Annotated in this window: 15 protein-coding genes; 12 read left to right on the top strand and 3 right to left on the bottom strand. The window is 63.4% G+C overall.

From position 1 onward, the window contains the following. Nucleotides 1-10 precede the first annotated feature (10 nt). The 4 genes from PVE35_RS04070 (at nucleotide 11) to PVE35_RS04055 (ending at nucleotide 5247) form a co-directional block, all read left to right on the top strand. On the top strand, nucleotides 11-1522 hold the full coding sequence (locus tag PVE35_RS04070) for a SulP family inorganic anion transporter (RefSeq protein ID WP_277373890.1): 1512 nt from the start codon (nucleotides 11-13) through the stop codon (nucleotides 1520-1522). Nucleotides 1523-1599: 77 nt separating this feature from the next. Continuing rightward, nucleotides 1600-1803 (top strand): hypothetical protein, encoded by a 204-nt coding sequence (locus PVE35_RS04065; RefSeq protein WP_277373889.1) that lies wholly within the window; start codon nucleotides 1600-1602, stop codon nucleotides 1801-1803. 175 nt (nucleotides 1804-1978) lie between these two features. After that, the gene (locus tag PVE35_RS04060; protein ID WP_277373888.1) at nucleotides 1979-3769 is read left to right on the top strand and encodes an ABC transporter ATP-binding protein/permease; all 1791 of its coding nucleotides are present in this window, start codon (nucleotides 1979-1981) and stop codon (nucleotides 3767-3769) included. Nucleotides 3770-4143: 374 nt separating this feature from the next. Then, a complete protein-coding gene (locus PVE35_RS04055) occupies nucleotides 4144-5247 on the top strand; it encodes a hypothetical protein (RefSeq protein WP_277373887.1) in 1104 nt (367 codons plus the stop codon). Nucleotides 5248-5815: 568 nt separating this feature from the next. Here PVE35_RS04055 and PVE35_RS04050 read toward each other — a convergent pair. The 3 genes from PVE35_RS04050 to PVE35_RS04040 form a co-directional block, all read right to left on the bottom strand. Beyond that, the gene (locus PVE35_RS04050) at nucleotides 5816-6643 is read right to left on the bottom strand and encodes an arylamine N-acetyltransferase (protein ID WP_268181487.1); all 828 of its coding nucleotides are present in this window, start codon (nucleotides 6641-6643) and stop codon (nucleotides 5816-5818) included. A gap of 122 nt (nucleotides 6644-6765) precedes the next feature. After that, nucleotides 6766-8262 carry a CoA-acylating methylmalonate-semialdehyde dehydrogenase gene (locus PVE35_RS04045; protein WP_277373886.1) on the bottom strand — a complete coding sequence of 499 codons (1497 nt, stop codon included), beginning with the start codon at nucleotides 8260-8262 and terminating at the stop codon, nucleotides 6766-6768. 94 nt (nucleotides 8263-8356) lie between these two features. Continuing rightward, complete coding sequence (locus PVE35_RS04040) at nucleotides 8357-9703, bottom strand: aspartate aminotransferase family protein (protein ID WP_268181484.1); 1347 nt, start codon at nucleotides 9701-9703, stop codon at nucleotides 8357-8359. 178 nt (nucleotides 9704-9881) lie between these two features. Here PVE35_RS04040 and PVE35_RS04035 point away from each other — a divergent pair, with 178 nt between their 5' ends. From PVE35_RS04035 to PVE35_RS04000, 8 genes are all read left to right on the top strand, one after another. Then, on the top strand, nucleotides 9882-10799 hold the full coding sequence (locus tag PVE35_RS04035; protein ID WP_268181483.1) for a LysR family transcriptional regulator: 918 nt from the start codon (nucleotides 9882-9884) through the stop codon (nucleotides 10797-10799). A 236-nt stretch (nucleotides 10800-11035) separates the two neighbouring features. Further along, nucleotides 11036-12391 carry a nucleobase:cation symporter-2 family protein gene (locus PVE35_RS04030; protein WP_277373885.1) on the top strand — a complete coding sequence of 452 codons (1356 nt, stop codon included), beginning with the start codon at nucleotides 11036-11038 and terminating at the stop codon, nucleotides 12389-12391. Nucleotides 12392-12562: 171 nt separating this feature from the next. Beyond that, complete coding sequence (locus PVE35_RS04025) at nucleotides 12563-14560, top strand: methyl-accepting chemotaxis protein (RefSeq protein WP_277373884.1); 1998 nt, start codon at nucleotides 12563-12565, stop codon at nucleotides 14558-14560. 135 nt (nucleotides 14561-14695) lie between these two features. Further along, nucleotides 14696-15361 carry a TetR/AcrR family transcriptional regulator gene (locus tag PVE35_RS04020; RefSeq protein WP_268181479.1) on the top strand — a complete coding sequence of 222 codons (666 nt, stop codon included), beginning with the start codon at nucleotides 14696-14698 and terminating at the stop codon, nucleotides 15359-15361. A 54-nt stretch (nucleotides 15362-15415) separates the two neighbouring features. Continuing rightward, nucleotides 15416-17296, top strand: a complete 1881-nt coding sequence (locus tag PVE35_RS04015) for a PhoX family phosphatase (RefSeq protein ID WP_277373883.1) — start codon at nucleotides 15416-15418, stop codon at nucleotides 17294-17296. Between the two features lie 71 nt (nucleotides 17297-17367). After that, complete coding sequence (locus tag PVE35_RS04010) at nucleotides 17368-17952, top strand: YigZ family protein (RefSeq protein WP_277373882.1); 585 nt, start codon at nucleotides 17368-17370, stop codon at nucleotides 17950-17952. Further along, on the top strand, nucleotides 17949-18512 hold the full coding sequence (locus PVE35_RS04005) for a DUF922 domain-containing protein (protein ID WP_277373881.1): 564 nt from the start codon (nucleotides 17949-17951) through the stop codon (nucleotides 18510-18512). Before PVE35_RS04010 ends, PVE35_RS04005 begins: the two co-directional genes overlap by 4 nt. A 44-nt stretch (nucleotides 18513-18556) precedes the next feature. Continuing rightward, nucleotides 18557-19240: an SDR family oxidoreductase gene (locus PVE35_RS04000; protein ID WP_277373880.1), complete on the top strand. Its 684-nt coding sequence runs from the start codon at nucleotides 18557-18559 to the stop codon at nucleotides 19238-19240. Nucleotides 19241-19393 lie beyond the last annotated feature (153 nt).

The raw sequence follows: 19393 nt of genomic DNA, 5'->3' as shown, positions 1-19393 counted from the left end.
AGACAGCCTTATGAATGTATTTCGCACACTGCCACGGGACGCGCTGGCGTCCGTGGTGGTCTTTCTCGTCGCCCTGCCCTTGTGCATGGGCATCGCCATCGCCTCCGGCATGCCGCCGGCCAAGGGCCTGATCACCGGCATCATCGGTGGCCTGGTGGTCGGTTTCATCGCCGGCGCACCGCTGCAGGTCAGCGGCCCGGCGGCCGGCCTCGCCGTACTGGTATTCGAGCTGGTGCGCACTCACGGCATGGCCGCGCTCGGCCCGGTGCTGTTGCTGGCCGGGTTGATCCAGCTCGTCGCCGGCACCCTGCGCCTGGGTGGCTGGTTTCGCGTCACCGCACCGGCGGTGGTCTACGGCATGCTCGCCGGCATCGGCATACTCATCGTGCTGTCGCAGGTGCATGTAATGATCGACGCCTCGCCCCAGGCCTCGGGCATGGATAACCTGCTGGCCTTCCCCGGTGCCGTGCGCGATGCCCTGAGCCTGGCCGGTGGTAATGCGATGATCGCCGGCCTGGTGGGCCTCGGCACCATCGCCAGCATCTGGTTATGGGAGCGCTATCGTCCGGCCCCCGTGCGCTTTCTGCCCGGCGCCCTGGTCGGCGTGACCCTCGCCACCCTGGCCAGCCTGTGGCTGGCACTGCCGGTCAAACGCGTTGAGTTGCCGGCCAATCTCGGCGATGCCATCGACTGGATCACCCCGCAAGGGCTGGCCAGCCTGGCCGACCCACAATTGCTGGTCGCCGCCCTGGCCCTGGCCTTTATCGCCAGCGCCGAGACGTTGCTGTCCGCCGCCGCCGTCGACCGCATGCATGACGGCCCGCGCGCACGCTTCAACCGTGAACTCTCCGCCCAGGGTATCGGCAACATCCTCTGCGGCGCGGTCGGCGCCCTGCCGATGACCGGCGTGATCGTGCGCAGTTCGGCCAACGTCCAGGCCGGTGCCCGTGGTCGTGCTTCCACCATCCTCCATGGCGCCTGGCTGCTGGCCCTGGTGGCCTTGCTGCCCGGCGTGCTGCAGAGCATTCCGGTGGCCAGCCTCGGTGCGGTACTGGTGTACACCGGCTGCAAGCTGGTCGACCCCAAGGCCATGCGCAGCCTCGGCCAGTACGGGCGCATCCCGGTCATCATCTATGCGGCCACGGCGCTGTGCATCGTCTTCACCGACCTGCTGACCGGCGTGCTGCTGGGCTTCGCCATGACCCTGCTGAAGCTGGTGTGGAACGCCTCTCGCCTGCGCGTGAAGCTGGTGCCCACCGGCCCAGATAGCGCCGAGTTACGCATGAGCGGCGCTGCCACCTTCCTGCGCGTGCCGCAGCTCGCCAAGGTGCTGGCCAGCGTCGAGCCGGGCACCCGCGTGCACCTGAGCCTGGCGCGGGTCAGCTACATCGACCACGCCTGCATGGAACTGCTGGAAGACTGGGGCCGCTCCGCCCGCGCTCAGGGCGGCGGCCTGGAGATCGTCGAAGGCGCAGCGCTGAAACGGCGCGTCGAAGGCCGACAGCGTACGGCGCTGGCCTGACAGATTGCGCATGGTGGCACATACAAATCAGGCGAAATCGGCCACTCTATAGGCCAGTGCCCCACCTGGAAACCACCATGCGCCTATCCCACCTCAGCACCCTTGCCCTGCTGCTCACCCTTGGCGCCTGTGGCGCCGGCGAAACCGCCGCCACCGCCAGCCTGCAAGCCAAGCAGGCACAACAGGCCCAGCAGCAGATGGAGCAACTCAAGCAGCAGATCGACCAGGCCAATGCCGCCAATAACCAACGCCTGCAAGAGGCGCTGAAGCAGACGCAATAGCAACAGCCGTTCGCAACCTGAACGGCAGCCGTCCGACTTTTACAAAGCCTGCCACCGCAGGAACCAACGAAACGGCGAAAAGTCTGCAACACAGGCGTATAACTCACGCCTTCAGTCTCGGCAGCCGGCCCTCCGGCATCCCCTCCCTGTCGAAGCATCGCGGAACCCACACCTTATGGATTGGCACCAAGCCCTTACCGACAGCCTGATCTGGCTGGCCATCGCCTCACTGTGCACCCTTGTCGGCTTCACCCTCACCGCCCTCGCCCTGGTACGCTTCACCCGCTGGGGCGGGCAGTTCTGGCAGATCGCCGGGCCCTACCTGAACCCGCGCAACAGTTGGCGACCGCTGGCGACCTTCGCCCTGCTCCTGCTTCTGTCGCTGTTCGCGGTGCGCATGAACGTGCTGTTCTCCTTCTGGTACAACGGCTTCTACAGCGCGCTGCAGGAGCTGGATCAGAAGGCGTTCTGGTTCATGCTGGGCATCTTCGCCATTCTCGCCAGCATCCACGTGGCGCGAGCGCTGTTCGATTTCTACGTCAACCAGGCGCTGAGCATTCACTGGCGTACCTGGCTCAACCAGCGCCTGACCGATGACTGGCTCAAGGGCGATGCTTACTACCGTGGCCAGTTCCTCGACCAGCCGATCGACAACCCCGACCAACGCATCGAGCTGGACGTCGCCGCCTTCGTCTCCGGCTCGCTCAAGCTCTCGCTCGGCGCAGTCAGCTCGCTGGTCTCGCTGGTGGCCTTCAGCGCCATTCTCTGGGGGCTGTCCGCACAGCTGACGGTAGCCGGTGTGGAGATCCCACGGGCGATGGTGTTCGCCGTATACATCTACGTGATCATCGCCACACTGATCGCCTTCCGCCTAGGCCGCCCGTTGATCCGCCTGAACTTCCTCAACGAGCAGCGCTCGGCCAACTTCCGTTATGCCCTGGTGCGCCTGCGTGAATACGCCGAAAACGTCGCCTTCTACCAGGGCCGCGACGTGGAACGGCGCACCTTGCTGGGCCGCTTCGCCGCACTGGTGGAAAACCTCTGGGCGCTGGTCTACCGAACCCTGAAATTCGACGGATTCAACCTTGGCGTCAGCCAGGTGGCCGTGGTCTTTCCCTTCATCATCCAGGCGCCGCGCTTCTTCAGTGGCGCCATCAAGCTCGGCGACGTGATGCAGACCGCGCAGGCCTTCGGCCAGGTGCAGGACGCCCTGTCGTTCTTCCGCAGCAGCTACGATGCCTTCGCCCAGTACCGCGCCACCCTCGACCGCCTGAGCGGCCTGCTCGACGCCAACCAACAGGCCCGCGAACTGCCCCACGTCACCACCAGCGCCCAAGCCAGCGGCCTGCACGTCGAGAACCTGCACCTGCAACGCCCGGACGGCCAACTGCTGGTTGATGGCCTCAACCTCGACCTGCACCCCGGCCAGGCCCTGCTGGTGCGCGGCCCTTCCGGCTGCGGCAAGACCACCCTGCTACGCGCCCTCGCCGGCCTCTGGCCCTACGCCGATGGCCAAGTGGCGCGGCCCACCGGGCACCAGGCGCTATTCCTCGCCCAACGCCCCTACCTACCGCTGGGCGACCTGCGCAGCGCATTGGCCTACCCCGCCGAACCGGGCGACGACCGCGAGCGCATGCAACAGGTGCTGGAACAAGTTTGCCTGCCACATCTGGCAGGTCGTCTGGACGAACCCGGCGACTGGAGCCGCGTCTTGTCCCTGGGTGAACAACAACGCCTGGCCTTTGCCCGCCTGCTCTACAACCGCCCGGCGGTGGCCTTCCTCGACGAATCCAGCTCGGCCATGGACGAAGGGTTGGAACAGTCGCTCTACACCCTGCTGCGCCGCGAGTTGCCCGACACCCTGCTGATCAGCGTCGGCCACCGCCACACCCTCGCCGCCTTCCACAGCCACCAGCTTGATCTGGACGGCAGAGGCGGCTGGCAGTTGAGCAGCCGCAACGGCTAAAGCTCAAAAGCGCGCCATAGCCATTTGGGACTATGGCGCCAAGCCATCATTTCGCAGTAATGTCTGGGCATCACCCCGCAAGGATGCCCCATGGCCAGCAAGCCCTCCCCCTCCCGCCAGCATAAACATCTCGCTGTTTTGATCGATGCGGATAATGCGTCGGTCGCTATTGCTAAATAGCTTTATTGAATCCAATTAAACAGCGAAAAAGATTCGCCCCACATACAATAGTCACTCGCTAAGCACATACTAGAAATCTCCAAATCCATGAAAAGATACAAAACCCAGCACTAAAGAAACCCGCTAGGGAACATAGTTCGAAAAGCGCCCTAAAAATTCAGATAATTCAAATCTATCTAAAGGATAGTAATAGAGTGAATGCTGCAAGCCTCCTAACAAAAGACCAAATATATAGCTTCTTTCCGCTCATCAAAGAGCGATACATTCTAGAAGGAGACAAGGCAATTGGAGAAGAAAGCGGCTTCGGAGCTGTCTGGCGCGCCAAAGATCGCTGGATTGACAGTATAGTAGCAATTAAAATTAGCAATATAAATCTTGCAGATGAAATAAAAATATGCAGAGAAGCAGCAGAAACCGTTAGGGTATTTGATGTATATCGCTCCCCAAACGGGTGGCACGCCTACACAATGGAACACCTAGATTATCCTTGGAAGACTCTTTCCAGCCACATAAATACACGGCGATACAAGAAAAACAACATACAGCACTACTTTGACTCCTTTGAAATCATTAGAGGAGTCCTTCACGGACTAAGCAAATTACATGGAAAACCATACCAGAGGGGCGGAAAATATATTCACGCCGACATCAAACCATCAAACATATTTTTCTATACAAAAGTAAAAAAGCGGCCCCACACTGTGTTTAGAATGCCCGAAGCCACAGAAATAATAAAAATAATAGATCTTGGCGTTGGAGTTGAAAAAGGGAAAAGTATAATCGGTTACACCCCCTTATACCGACCACCAGGAGTAGACACAGCAGAGCCAGGCTATGACCTGTATGCGACAGCCATTTCCTTTATAGAGCTGCTTACTGGAAAAGCTCCTTCTCACGACCTACTCAAGCATAAATCTAGACTAAAAAAGCTACTCAACAGCCACTCCTCCGGATCGATATACATTGATGAAATCGCATTGAATTTTGCGACAAAATGCAAAAATTCTGCCACTCAAAAAGCCACAACCGCTACGTCCCTTATAAATCAGCTAGACAAAGAACTATTTAATCTAGAGCCATTAAAACTAATCTGCCTAAAAGCTCTAGCCAGCGCTCCATTTAGTGAAGGAACAAAATCAAAACTAACTGAAATCCTTTACCCTGCCATCTCCAAATACTGGGGCTGGAAAAGAACGAGTTCTAAACGCAGAGATCTTATTGGTGATTACATTTCTGCATTGCGCGATGAAGGATTTATCCAAACCGGAAGCTCTAAACGAATGTACAAGACAAAATAAGACATGGAGCAAGTAAGGTGGACAACGCGAAGCTTATCCACCATGCCTGGTAGCGCATCGGTCTCCAGTTCTGCACCGACGGCTCCCGTCAGAAGGCCGAACGGAATCGTTGCGTAGAGGGTTGAGCGGCATGGATGCCGCGACGACTACATGGATGTAGGAGGTAGAGCGACGCAGGATGCCAAAGCCGAGAGCCGCGATGGGCCAGGGATGGCCCTTCGTCGGGGGCCGCCTAGGTCGGGCCCTCGGAGCGACGATGGAGTGAGGGAAGTCGAGCGCAGCATGACGGGGACGCCTAGTTCCGGATGGTGGGGCATAGACCTTTTGGTTCCTTTTGGCGGGGCCGGCCATCCGGGCGTTTGCCAAAGGAAACTCGCCCGAGGGGGGCGAAACAAGAAGGTTCAGGTAATGCTGAAGCGGCGTCGAAGTGCCAGATCAAAAGCGCCCTCTCCCCTAGCCCCTCTCCCGCAAGCGGGAGAGGGGAACGGTTCGGTGCAGAACCTGAAACGCCCAAGCGGCTGCAAACTCTTTCGCGGCTAAAGCCCCTCCCACAAGAGCCTGCAGCCGCTCAGCCCTGTGCCATCGAGCGCTCGATGAGGCTGTGCAGCTCCGGATGCTCCGGCACGCGAATCCCGAACTCCTCCCGCAGCACCCTCAGCACCTCATCGACGCTCTGCAACTGCACCCGCTCACTCGCCTGCCCCAGGCGGTGGATGGCGAAGCTGCCGTTGTTCAGGCTCTTGCGCAGGCCTGGGCCAGTGCGGGCGGCGATCATCTGGCCAAGAAAGGGCGAATCCGGATGGGTGCACACGTACCAGTTACCGACCACGTAATCGATATCCGCCACATGCTGCAGATCGAACCGGTACATCGCCCGCCAGGTTCCAGCCACCAATGCACGCAGGGTGTAGGTGCCGTCCACCGATGTCAGGCGATAGGGCTCATGGGGCGTGGCCTGCTCTGCCTCGCTGTCCAGCAGCAACGGGCCGGTGGGCACCATACCGCCGAAACCGACATCGGTGATGTAGCGCAGGCCATCGAGGGTCACCAGTACCAACATATGAGTGCGAGCCGGCTGGGCATCCTCCGGGCCGTTCAGGAGCACGCGCCCGGTCAGCCCGCGCGCGTCGAAGCCCAGCGCCTGCAACAGCAGCAGGAACAGGCGGTTGAGCTCGAAGCAGTAACCGCCTCGCCCCTGGCGCAGCAGCTTGTCCTGGATCGCGGCAGGCTCGACCTCCACCGGCACGCGCAGCAGACAGGTCAGGGTTTCAAAGGGGAATTGTGCCGTGTGCCGCGCCTGCAATTCGCGCAAGGTGTCGAGGGTCGCCGGTGGCGCCGAGGCATAGCCCAGACGCCCCAGGTAAGTGTGAAGATCCAGCTTGAATGCTTCGCTCATCGTGCTTCTCCCTTGCTTGTCTGACGGTCGTTTTATCAGAGCTGGCAGAGGAGAGATATGCATGGTGCCCATAACGAAAAGGCCGGTCTTGCGACCGGCCTTCGTTTACCGCCTCAACTCACTCAGCCATTGCTGGGGAAGGCGAACTGCGCGGCCTCGTGGCTCTTGCGTGCCGGCCAGCGCTGGGTGATGGCCTTCTTGCGGGTGTAGAAGCGCACGCCGTCCGGGCCGTAGGCGTGCAGGTCGCCGAACAGCGAACGCTTCCAGCCGCCGAAGCTGTGGTAGCTCACCGGCACTGGCAGCGGGACGTTGACGCCGACCATGCCCACTTCGATCTCGTCGCAGAACAGGCGCGCGGCTTCACCGTCACGGGTGAAGATGCAGGTGCCGTTGCCGTACTCGTGATCGTTAATCAGGGCCATGGCCTCTTCCAGGCTGCCGACGCGGACGATGCACAGCACCGGGCCGAAGATTTCGTCGGTGTAGATGGTCATGTCCGGGGTCACCTTGTCGAACAGGGTGCCACCGACGAAGAAGCCATTCTCGTTACCCGGCACCACCAGGCCGCGACCGTCGACCACCAGCTTGGCGCCTTGCGCCACACCGGCGTCGATGTAGCCCTTGACCTTGTCACGCGCGGCGGCGGTGACCAGCGGGCCCATGTCCAGGCCACACTGAGTACCGGCACCGATCTTCAGCGCCTGGATCTGCGGCACGAGCTTCTCCACCAGCGCATCGGCGATCTGGTCGCCCACGCATACGGCCACCGAAATGGCCATGCAGCGTTCGCCGCAGGAGCCGTAGGCGGCACCCATCAGGGCGCTGACGGCGTTGTCCAGGTCGGCATCGGGCATCAGCACGGCGTGGTTCTTGGCGCCGCCCAGGGCTTGCACGCGTTTGCCGCGCTTGGTGCCTTCGCTGTAGATGTATTCGGCAATCGGCGTCGAGCCGACGAAGCTCAGGGCCTTGACCTCGGGCGCTTCGATCAGGCCGTCGACCGCGTCCTTGTCACCGTTGACCACGTTGAGCACACCCTTGGGCAGGCCGGCCTGTTGCAGCAGCTCGGCGATGAACAGGGTGGAGCTGGGGTCACGCTCGGAGGGCTTGAGGATGAAGCAGTTGCCGCAGACGATGGCCAGCGGGTACATCCACAGCGGCACCATGGCCGGGAAGTTGAACGGGGTGATGCCGGCGACCACACCGACCGGCTGCAGGTCGGTCCAGGCGTCGATGTTGGGGCCGACGTTGCGGCTGTACTCGCCCTTGAGGATTTCCGGGGCGGCGCAGGCGAACTCGACGTTCTCGATACCGCGCTTGAGTTCACCCACGGCGTCTTCGAGGGTCTTGCCGTGCTCGGCGCTGATCAGCGCGGCGATTTCGTTCTCGTTCTGCTCCAGCAGTTGCTTGAAGCGGAACATGATGTGCGCGCGCTTGGCCGGCGGGGTGTTGCGCCAGGCCGGGAAGGCGGCCTTGGCGGCGTCGATGGCCAGTTGCAAGGTGGCGCGGTCGGCCAGGCCGACGGCTGTGGTGGAATCGCCGGTAGAGGGGTTGAATACCGGGGCGGTGCGGCCAGTGCCGGTCACGCGTTCGCCGTTGATCAGGTGAGGAATTTGGCTCATGGGGTTCTCCATCAAGAAATCGGGTGCTGGGGAGAGACGCCCTCTCCCCCGGCCCCCGCTCCGCGCCCCGCAGGCGGGAGAGGGGAGCAAGGCATCAGTCGAGTTTGTTCAGCACGTCGCCGACGGCGTTGAACACGCGGTCGAGGTCTTCGATCTTGGCGTTGAAGGTCGGGCCGAACTGCAGGGTGTCGCCACCGAAGCGCACGTAGAAGCCGGCCTTCCACAGGGCCATGCCGGCCTCGAAAGGGCGTACCACGGCGTCGCCGTCACGCGGGGCGATCTGCAGGGCGCCAGCCAGGCCGCAATTGCGGATGTCGACGATGTGCTTGGTGCCCTTCAGGCCATGCAGGGCGGCCTCGAACTTCGGCGCAAGCTCGGCGGATTGCTGGATCAGGTTCTCGCGCTTGAGCAATTCCAGCGTCGCCAGGCCAGCGGCGCAAGCCACAGGGTGCGCTGAGTAGGTGTAGCCGTGGGTGAATTCGATCATGTGCTCCGGCGATGGCTGCTGCATGAAGGTGCTGTAGATCTCGCTGCTGGCGATCACCGCGCCCAGGGGGATGGCGCCGTTGGTGATCTGCTTGGCGACGTTCATCAGATCCGGGGTGACGCCGAAGTATTCCGCGCCGCTCCACTTGCCCATGCGGCCGAAGCCGGTGATCACTTCGTCGAAGATCAGCAGGATGTTGTGCTGCGTGCAGATCTCGCGCAGGCGCTGCAGGTAGCCCACCGGCGGCACGATGGCGCCAGCGGAGCCGGACATCGGCTCGACGATCACCGCGGCGATGTTGGAGGCGTCGTGCAGTTCGATCAGTTTGAGCAGCTCGTTGGCCAGCTCCACGCCGCCGGTCTCGGCCATGCCCTTGGTGAAGGCCAGGTGCGGCTGCAGGGTGTGCGGCAGGTGGTCGGCGTCCATGAACTGACCGTACATCTTGCGGTTGCCGCCGATGCCACCGAGCGAGGTGCCAGCGATGTTGACGCCGTGGTAGCCACGGGCGCGGCCAATGAACTTGGTCTTGGCCGGCTGACCTTTCAGGCGCCAGTAGGCCTTGGCCATCTTCACTGCGGTATCGGCGCACTCGGAGCCGGAGCCGGTGAAGAACACATGATTCAGCTCGCCTGGCATGAGGTCGGCGACCTGCTCGGCCAGCTTGAACGACAGCGGATGGCCGTACTGGAAGCCTGGCGAATAATCGAGGGTGCCGAGTTGCTTGGCCACGGCCTCCTGAATTTCCTTGCGCGAATGACCGGCGCCGCAAGTCCACAGGCCGGACAGACTGTCGTAAACCTTGCGCCCGCTATCGTCGGTGAGCCAGTTGCCTTCAGCCGCCACGATCAGGCGCGGGTCGCGCTGGAAGTTGCGGTTGGCGGAGAACGGCATCCAGTGCGCATCCAGCTTGAGCTGGCTGGCCAGGGATGGGGTTGCAGTCTGCGGCATGTTCATTGGGGTGGCCTCGACAGTGGCGGCGTGATCAGGAGCAAGGTGGGAGGGGCTTTAGCCGCGACTGTCGCCGCTGAAGCGCCTCCCACTGGTATAGCGTCTGTTGCCAGCAAAGGTGCCACGGGCATAGAGTCAGTAAAACAACACTTTTCTTAACTTCAGTTCAGAGCCCACTAAACAGATGAGCAGCCGCCGCCCCGATCCACTGGCCCAGGTCAGTGACTTTGAAATCCGCCTGCTCAAACTGTTTCGCAGCGTGGTGGAATGCGGCGGTTTTTCCGCTGCAGAGAGTGCCCTGGGTATCGGCCGCTCGGCCATCAGCCAGCAGATGAGCGATCTGGAGCAACGCCTCGGCCTGCGCCTGTGCCAGCGTGGCCGCGCCGGCTTCGCCCTGACCGAGGAAGGCCGCGAGGTGTACCAGAGCACCCTGCAACTGCTGGCGGCACTGGAGAGTTTTCGCACCGAGGTCAATGGCCTGCACCAGCACCTGCGCGGCGAGTTGAATATCGGCCTGACCGACAACCTGGTGACCATCCCGCACATGCGCATCACCAACGCCCTGGCTCGGCTCAAGGTGCAGGGGCCGGACGTGCGCATCAATATCCGCATGACGCCACCCTCGGAGGTGGAACAGGGCGTGCTCGACGGCCGCCTGCATATCGGCGTGGTGCCGCAGGTCGGCGCCCTCTCCGGCCTGGAATACCAGGCGCTGTACGACGAGCGCTCGCTGCTCTACTGCGCAGTCGGCCACCCGCTGTTCTACGTCGACGACCAACAACTGGAGGACGAGCGGCTCAACGCTCAGGAGGCCATCGCCCCGACCTTCCGCGTGCCGCCCGAAGTACAGAGCCATTACCAGGCACTGAACTGCACGGCCAGCGCCTCGGATCGCGAAGGCATGGCCTTCCTCATCCTCACCGGGCGTTACATTGGTTACCTTCCGGATCACTATGCCCAGGCCTGGGTGCAGCAGGGACGCCTGCGCGCCCTCAAGGCCAGCAGCCGCTTCTACGACATCAACCTGGCCGCCGTGACGCGCAAGGGGCGTCGTGCGCATCTGGTACTGGAGAGCTTTCTCGAAGCCCTGGCCGAGGGCTGATGGCCTGCACCGTTGATGAGCACTGCGTTCCGGCATGGTGCATGAAGCATCGCGAACAGCACTTCGGGCACAAAAGCACCGCGAATCGTATCCAAACCATAGCCTAGCGTTGCGCACAAAAGCCCAAAAAAACTGATCACATGGTCAGCTTCTTGCATTCAGGCGAGCACCCGCTGCTGCCAGGTGCCGCCCTGCGAGCATCGTCCGCCCACCCGCCTCTGTCGCGAGAACCTGCCATGCCCAATGAAACGCCCGCCCATTCCGACCTGATCTATGCCCTGGACGATCGCCCCGCGCCGCTGCCGGCGTTCTTCGCCGCCCTGCAGCACGTTCTGGCCTGCTTCGTCGGCATCGTCACGCCGACCCTGATCATCGGCGGCGTGCTCGGCCTGCACGAGCAACTGCCTTACCTGATCAGCATGGGCCTGATGGTCTCCGGTGTCGGCACCCTGATCCAGGCGCGCCGGCCCTTCGGCATAGGCGCCGGGATGATCTGCGTGCAGGGCACCAGCTTCGCCTTCCTCAGTGCGGTGCTGGCCGCCGGGATGATGGTCAAGGCCCGCGGCGGCAATGCCGATGACATCCTGGCGATGGTCTTCGGTGTGTGCTTCTTCGGTGCCTTCATCGAGATGCTGCTGAGCCGTTTCATCGGCCGCCTGCAACGCATCGTCACGCCGCTGGTGACGGGCATCGTCATCACCATCATCGGTATCAGCCTGATCGAAGTGGGCATCACCGACCTCGGCGGCGGCGCCAATGCCGAGAATTTCGGTGCGCCGATCAACCTGGCCCTGGGCGCGCTGGTGCTGGTTTGCATCATCGTGCTCAACCGCCTGAGCAACCCCTGGCTGCGCCTGTCGGCCATCATCATCGGCCTGTTGCTGGGTTCGCTGCTCGCCTGGCTGTGCGGTGTGCTGGTACCGCAGCCACTGCCCGAGCTGCCGCTGATCAGCCTGCCAGTCCCCTTTCGTTACGGCTTCGCCTTCGACTGGATGGCCTTCGTCCCGGTGGCCTTGATCTATCTGATCACCGCCATCGAAACCACCGGCGACCTCACCGCCAACTGCATGATCTCGCGCCAGCCGATCAAGGGCCCGCAATACCTCGAACGCATCAAGGGCGGGGTGTTCGGCGATGGCGTCAGCTCGCTGATCGCCGCCGTGTTCAACACCTTTCCCAACACCACCTTCAGCCAGAACAATGGCGTGATCCAGCTCTCCGGCGTGGCCAGCCGGCATGTCGGCTACTACATCGGCGCGCTGCTGATCGTGCTCGGGCTGTTCCCCGTGCTCGGTGCGGTGCTGCAGCAGATTCCCAAGCCGGTGCTGGGTGGCGCCACCCTGGTGATGTTCGGCACGGTGGCCGCCGCCGGCATCCGCATCCTCGCCCAGGCCCCGCTGGATCGCCGCAGCCTGTTGATCATGGCCACCAGCTTCGGCATCGGCCTGGGCATCTCCAGTCAGCCAGAGCTGCTACGGCAGATGCCGACGCTGGTGCAGACCGTGTTCGGTTCAGCCATTACCAGCGGCGGCCTCACCGCCATCCTGATGAACCTGCTGCTGCCTCTGGAGCCTGACGAACGCGCAGAATGAGGCGAATGATGGCGAGCGATTCCGTCAAATCAACGTCGCCGAGTTCATGACGGCAAGCTTTTTGCTGGCAATGGGCCAGAGTGTTGCGGGAGTAACACTCGTCACCACCCACAGGGCCCCAGCTCCCTTCCAGGGGCCGTCATGACTTATCAAGGTTGCCAAGGGGCCACGATGTTTTTCTTCAATCCGGTTCTGGCGTTGATGAACCGCGCCCGCTACGCCCATAAATTCCTGCTCATCTTCACGCTCTTCATGCTGCCCTACTGCTGGCTGTCGATCAGCAAGCTGATGGATGTCGGCCAGGATCTCGACGCCTCACGCAACGAGCTGCAAGGCCTGCTCAGCCTCGAACACTACCTGCCGGTTTACCGCCAGGCGCTGGAGATGGCCGGCATGCAGGTGATCGGCTACGCCCGTAACAAGGACGATGCCAAACAGCTCATCGAGCAGACGACGCAGGCCTACCAACAGCAGCGCCAGGCTCTCGATGCCCACCTGCAGGGCGGCCCGTTCGCTGACTTCGCCCTGGGCGATGGCGCCCAGGGCACCGAGCCCAGCAGCAAGATATCCACCCAGGGCCTGAGCTCGCAGATGATCGAGCACAGCCGCTTCATCGCTCCGCTGATCGCCAACATGCGCGAGATTGCCGCCGTCTCGCGCCTGAGCCAGGACAGCGACCCGCGTGTGTACCGCAACGTCGACCTGCTGCTCAACGAGTGGCTGCCCCTGTATGACGTGATGGCGCGCACCCGCATCTATGCCAGCTACATGACCGCCTACGGCTTTCTCGAGTCGTCGACGCGGCCGACCATCACCAACCAGCTCGACACCCTCTCGCGCTACGCCGACCTGGCCCAGGGCAAGGGCAACGCAGAGGCACGCCAGTTGATGAGCGAGGCCGCCAAGGCAGCGGCCGAACGCTACAAGCGCGAGATCGTCGACACCTACACGCAAAGCGGCTACTTCGACCAGAAATCGGTCGAGCAGTGGCAGCAGCGCTACGCGGCCTATGCACCACAGTTCGCCAGCCTCGACCAGGCCAGCCAGGCGCTGCTCACGGAAACCCGCACGCTGCTGCAGACCCGTGCCGATGCCAACCAGCACGCCCTGATGCTCTGGTCAGCCAGCCTGGCACTGGTGATCGCCCTGCTGCTGTACCTGTTCGTCGGCTTCTACCTGTCGGTGCACGGCGCCATCCGCGACCTGACCAGCGCTACCCGGCGCATGGCCGAGGGCGACCTGCGCCAGCCAGTGACCACCGCCGCCCGCGATGAGCTGGGCGACCTGGCCAAGGACTTCAACGACATGCAGACCCGCATGCAGCAGCTCATCGCCGAGGTGGTGCGCTTCTCCGAAAGCACGTTGGGCAAGGCCCAGAGCGTGGCCGACAGCGCCTCCACCAGCCAGCGCAGCGTCGAGCGCCAGGCCAGCGAACTGGAACTGATCGCCACCTCGATGAGCGAACTGGTGAGCAACGTTCAGGAGGTCAGCCAGAACTCCCACGTTACCGCCGACAAGGCCAACGGCGCCGGTGAGAAATGCCGCGAGGGCCGCATACAGGTGGATCAGGCGGTGACGCGGATCAACCAGTTGTTCACCGAGATGGACGACTCCATCGCCGCCATCACCTCGGTGGAAAAGGAAAGCCAGGAGATCGTCAAGGCCGTCGACCTGATCAAGAGCGTGGCCGAACAGACCAACCTGCTGGCCCTCAACGCCGCCATCGAGGCCGCGCGGGCCGGCGAGCAGGGCCGCGGCTTCGCCGTAGTGGCCGACGAGGTGCGCAGCCTGGCGATTCGCTCGCACGAGCTGACCGGCGAGATCGACCAGACCATCGAGCGCCTGCGCCAGCAGGTCGACAACGCGGTGAAGACCATTCGCAACAGCCACCAGAGCGCGGCGCAGAGCGTCGAGCAGGTGACCCTGACGGCCAGCACCTTCGAGGCCATCACCGGCAGCATGGATCAGATCATCGACCACAACATCCAGATCGCCTCGGCCGCCGAGCAGCAGGCCGCCGTGGTGCAAGGCGTCGAGCAGAACACCCTGGAGATCAAGAGCCTGAGCGAGAGCAACGCCCACGAGGCACAAAGCACGGTGCACGTCAGCGGCGAGCTGAGCGGCATGACCCGCGACCTGCACGGGTTGCTCGCCTCGTTCAGGGTCTGACCCGCGCCAAGGCACCAGCGCCCATTGCTTGCCGCGCGGGCGCTGGCAGCCGTTTTCCTGCAGCAAGGCTTGTCACCCAGGCGGGGCTGGGGTATCAGTGCAATCGCTCCGCCCCCAGATCAGTTCGGAATCGCCATGACCCTTGAAGTCCATGCTCACACCGCCCACGACAAACCCGCTGGGCGCATTCGCCAGAAAAACGAAGAGGCCATCATCAAGGCCGCCGAAGAGGAGTTCGCCCGTCACGGCTTCAAGGGCACCAGCATGAACACCATCGCGCAGAACGTCGGCCTGCCCAAGGCCAACCTGCACTACTACTTCACCAACAAGCTGGGGCTGTACCTGGCGGTGCTGAGCAACATCCTCGAACTCTGGGACAGCACCTTCAATCACCTCACCGTCGACGACGACCCGGCCGAGGCGCTGGAACGCTATATCCGCGCCAAGATGGAGTTCTCCCGGCGCCAGCCGAAGGCCTCGCGCATCTTCGCCATGGAAGTGATCAGCGGTGGCGAGTGCCTGTCGCAATACTTCAATCAAAGCTACCTGGAGTGGTTCCGTGGCCGCGCTGCAGTGTTCGAGGCCTGGATCGCCGCCGGCAAGATGGATCCGGTCGACCCGATGCACCTGATCTTCCTGCTGTGGAGCAGCACCCAGCATTACGCCGACTTCGCCTCGCAGATCTGCCGCATCAAGCAGTGCTCGCGCCTGACCAAGCAGGACTTCGAGGAGGCCGCCGAACAACTGGTGCAGATCATCCTCAAGGGCTGCGGCCTGACACCCGCAAACAAAGCTTCATAGACTCGTCACATTCGCCCACTAGGCTGCCCTCCACCTGTGGAGGAGAGTTGCCTGATGGACAATAACGAACTGACTGACCTGCAGCGCCTGGTACTGAGCCGGCGCCGCTTCATCGGCACCGGCGCCCTGGCCGGCGCCGCCCTGTTCCTGGCCGGCAGCCCGCTGGGCCGCACGGCTCTGGCCAATGCCATCAGCACTCAAGCGCTGCTCGGCTTCGACAACATCGCGGCGACCACCGCCGACACCATCACCCTGCCGCCGGGCTACCGCTTCGACGTGCTGATTAGCTGGGGCCAGCCGCTGCATGCCGACTCCACGCCCTATCGCGGCGATGGCAGCCACACCGCCAAGGAGCAGCTCGGCCAGTTCGGCGAGAACAACGACGGCATGAGCTTCTTCCCCTGGCCGGGCGACGCCAACCGCGCGCTCATGGCGATCAACAACGAATACTGCAACTACCAATATCTGCTGCAGCACGGCAAGCCGCCGCAGTCCCTGGCAGACGTGCGCAAGGCCCAAGCCGCCGTGGGCGTCACCGTCATCGAAGTCAAACGCAATGCCGATGGCGCCTGGCAGTTCGTCCAGGGCTCGCCGTACAACCGTCGCATCCATGCCAACCTGCCCATGGAAATCAGCGGCCCGGCGCGTGGCCATGCGCTGATGAAAACCGCCGCCGACCCGCTCGGCACCGAAGTGCTCGGCACCTTCCAGAACTGCTCCAGCGGCATGACTCCCTGGGGCACCTACCTGACCTGCGAAGAGAACTTCACCGACTGCTTCGGCAGCACCGACGCCAAGCTGGCCCTGAGCCCGGCGCTCAAGCGTTACAGCGCCAACCTCGAAGGCGCCAGCGACAACCGCTGGCACCTGTTTGATGAGCGCTTCGACTTCTCCCGCCATCCCAACGAGATCAACCGCCACGGCTGGATCACCGAGATCGACCCGTTCGACCCGGACTCCAAGCCGATCAAGCGCACCGCACTGGGCCGCTTCAAGCACGAGAACGCCGCCCTCACCGAGACCCGCGACGGTCGTGTGGTGGTGTACATGGGCGACGACGAGCGCGGCGAATTCATCTACAAATTCATCAGCCGTGATCGCCTCGACAAGAGCAATCCCAAGGCCAACCGTCACCTGCTCGACCATGGTGATCTCTACGTCGCCCACCTCGGCGGCGACGACCTGCAACCCCGTGGCGAGGGGCGCTGGATCAAGCTGCGCTTCGGCCAGAACGGCCTGACGCCGGAGAACGGCTTCAGCGACCACGGCGACGTGCTCATTCGCGCCCGTGCTGCCGGCACCCAGGTTGGCGCCACGCGCATGGATCGCCCGGAATGGATCGCCGTCAGCCCGCAGGACGGCCAGGTCTATTGCACCCTGACCAATAACGTCAAACGCGGCAACGAAGACCAGCCGGTGGACGGCGCCAACCCGCGCGCCAACAACCTCTACGGGCAAATCCTGCGCTGGCGCGAAGCTGGCGACGACGCCGCTGCCGAGCGCTTCACCTGGGATCTGTTCGTGGTCGCCGGCAACCCGGTGGTGCACCCCGACACGCCCAATGCCGGCTCGGCCAACGTCAACGCCGACAACATGTTCAACAGCCCCGACGGCCTCGGCTTCGACAAGGATGGCCGCCTGTGGGTGCTCACCGACGGCAACTACAGCAACAGCGGCGACTTCGCCGGCATGGGCAACAACCAGATGCTCTGCGCCGACCCGGTCAGCGGCGAGATTCGTCGCTTCCTGGTCGGCCCGCGCGGCTGCGAGATCACCGGCCTGGCCTTCGCCCCGGATCAACGCACCATGTTCGTCGGCGTGCAGCATCCGGGCGAGGATGGCAAGTCCAGCTTCCCGGATCACCGCGACGGCATGCACCCACGCTCCTCGGTGGTGATGATCCGCCGCGACGACGGTGGCGTGATCGGCGCCTGATAGCGCCCTGGGTAGAACAGCGCCCGCCAGGCTTATACTGACGGGCGTTTTCATTTGCAGACCCGGTTGCCATGCCCAGTACCCTGCTCGGCCCTTGCGAATACCGCGAGGAAATCCGCAAAAGCCGCTTCCTCGCCCTCGCCGCCCCAGTCGCCAGCGCCGCCGAAGCTCAGGCCTTTATCGAGCGCCACAGCGACCTGGCCGCCTCGCACAACTGCTGGGCGTGGAAGGTCGGCAACCAGTACCGCTTCAACGACGACGGCGAACCGGGCGGCACCGCCGGCCGGCCCATCCTCGCCGCCATAGAAGGGCAGGGTTGCGACCAGGTGGTGGTACTGGTGATCCGCTGGTACGGCGGCATCCAGCTCGGCACCGGCGGCCTGGCCCGCGCCTACGGCGGCAGCGCGGCCAAATGCCTGCAGGCCGGCGAGCGCCGCGAACTGATCATGCGCCAGACCTTCACCTGCCATTTGCAGTTCGCCGAACTGCCGTTGTTCAAAGCTCGCCTGAACGAGCTGGACAGCCTGATCGAGAGCGAGCACTACGACGCCACCGGCGCCCGCCTGCACCTGGCCGTGGCACCGGCCGAGCGTGAAGTGCTGGAGCGGCTGTTGGGCGATATCAGCCGTGGACGGGAGAGCCTGAGCGCACCATGAAACGAACATTGATTGCCGCGCTGCTTCCATGGCTGGCACTGACGGCCCAGGCCGAAGTGCAGGAGCGCTTGCAAGAGCAGTACTACGACCTGCAGGTGGCCTCCGGCGAGCCCCTCAGCCTTGCTCTCGACCAGGCTTCACCGATTCGCCAGAACGGCCAGATCTATCACGCCTATACCCGCTGGCGTGTGCAATGGAATTTCTGGTGGCGCGAGCAACGTGACGGTCGCTGCCAGATCGACCTCACCCGTACCCAGTTGCACGCCACCATCACCCTGCCCCGCCTGGGCGGCGGTGATGCACAGCAGCGCCAGCGTTTCGAGCAGTACCTCGGTGCGCTGCGCGAACATGAACTGGGCCACTACCGCATCGGCCAGGCAGCCGCCGCCGAGATCGACGCCGCCCTGCTGGCGACACCGGAATATCCAAGCTGCGCCGAGATGCAACAGCAGGCCAATCAACGCGCCAACACCATCCTGCAACGCTATGCCGAACAGGAACGGCAGTACGACCAGCAGACCGGCCACGGCCGCAGCCAGGGCGCCTGGCTGACAGACTAAGTGCGCTATGCTAAGGCACCTCTCTCACCGTCATGGAGCCTGATATGACTGCCTCCCGATCCATCCTGATCATCGGTGCCTCGCGCGGCCTTGGCCTTGGCCTGGCCAGTGAATTCGCCGCCCAGGGCTGGGCCGTGACCGCCACCGTACGCAGCGCGGCGCAGCAATCCCCCCTGCAAGAGCTCGGCGTGCGCGTGGAGCATCTGGAAATGACCGATCCGGCCAGCCTGGAGCAACTGGCTGGTCGCCTCGACGGACAACGCTTCGACGTCATCTTCGTCAATGCCGGTGTCGCCGGCCCCGCGCACCACAGCACCGCACAGGCCAACGCAGAAGAAATGGGCCAACTGTTCCTGACCAACGCCGTCGCCCCGCTGCGCGTGGCCGAGCGCCTGCTGCCGAACCTGGCCGCCGAGCAGGGGCTGATCGTGTTCATGAGCTCGATCCTCGGCAGCATCGAAACCGGCGCCGGCATGGGCATGCCGCTGTACGGTGCCAGCAAGGCTGCACTCAACCACCTGGCGCAGTGCTTCGTGCGCGGCCAGGACAACCCCAAGCTCGGCGTGCTGCTGATGCATCCAGGCTGGGTACGCACCGACATGGGCGGCGACAATGCCCCGCTGGATATCGACAGCAGTTGCAAAGGCATGGTCGAACAGGTCGGCGCAGCCGTCGGCCAACCTGGCTTGCGCTACCTCGACTACCAAGGCAATCCGCTGCCCTGGTAAGCGCCTGACGTATAGCCCCCCAGGACAATGGCTCCCACGCGCCAGCGTGGGAGCACTACCGCGACGCTCGGCGTCGCTACCGAGCCGGATAGGCTGTTGCCATTTCCTGCCAGCGTGCACAGTCAGAGCGCCTCGATATACCTATACTCTTGC

Source organism: Pseudomonas sp. AA-38 (assembly GCF_029457475.1).
Taxonomy (GTDB): domain Bacteria; phylum Pseudomonadota; class Gammaproteobacteria; order Pseudomonadales; family Pseudomonadaceae; genus Aquipseudomonas.
The sequence above is the reverse complement of the archived record's forward strand: the minus strand, read 5'-3'. Positions and strand labels throughout refer to the sequence as shown.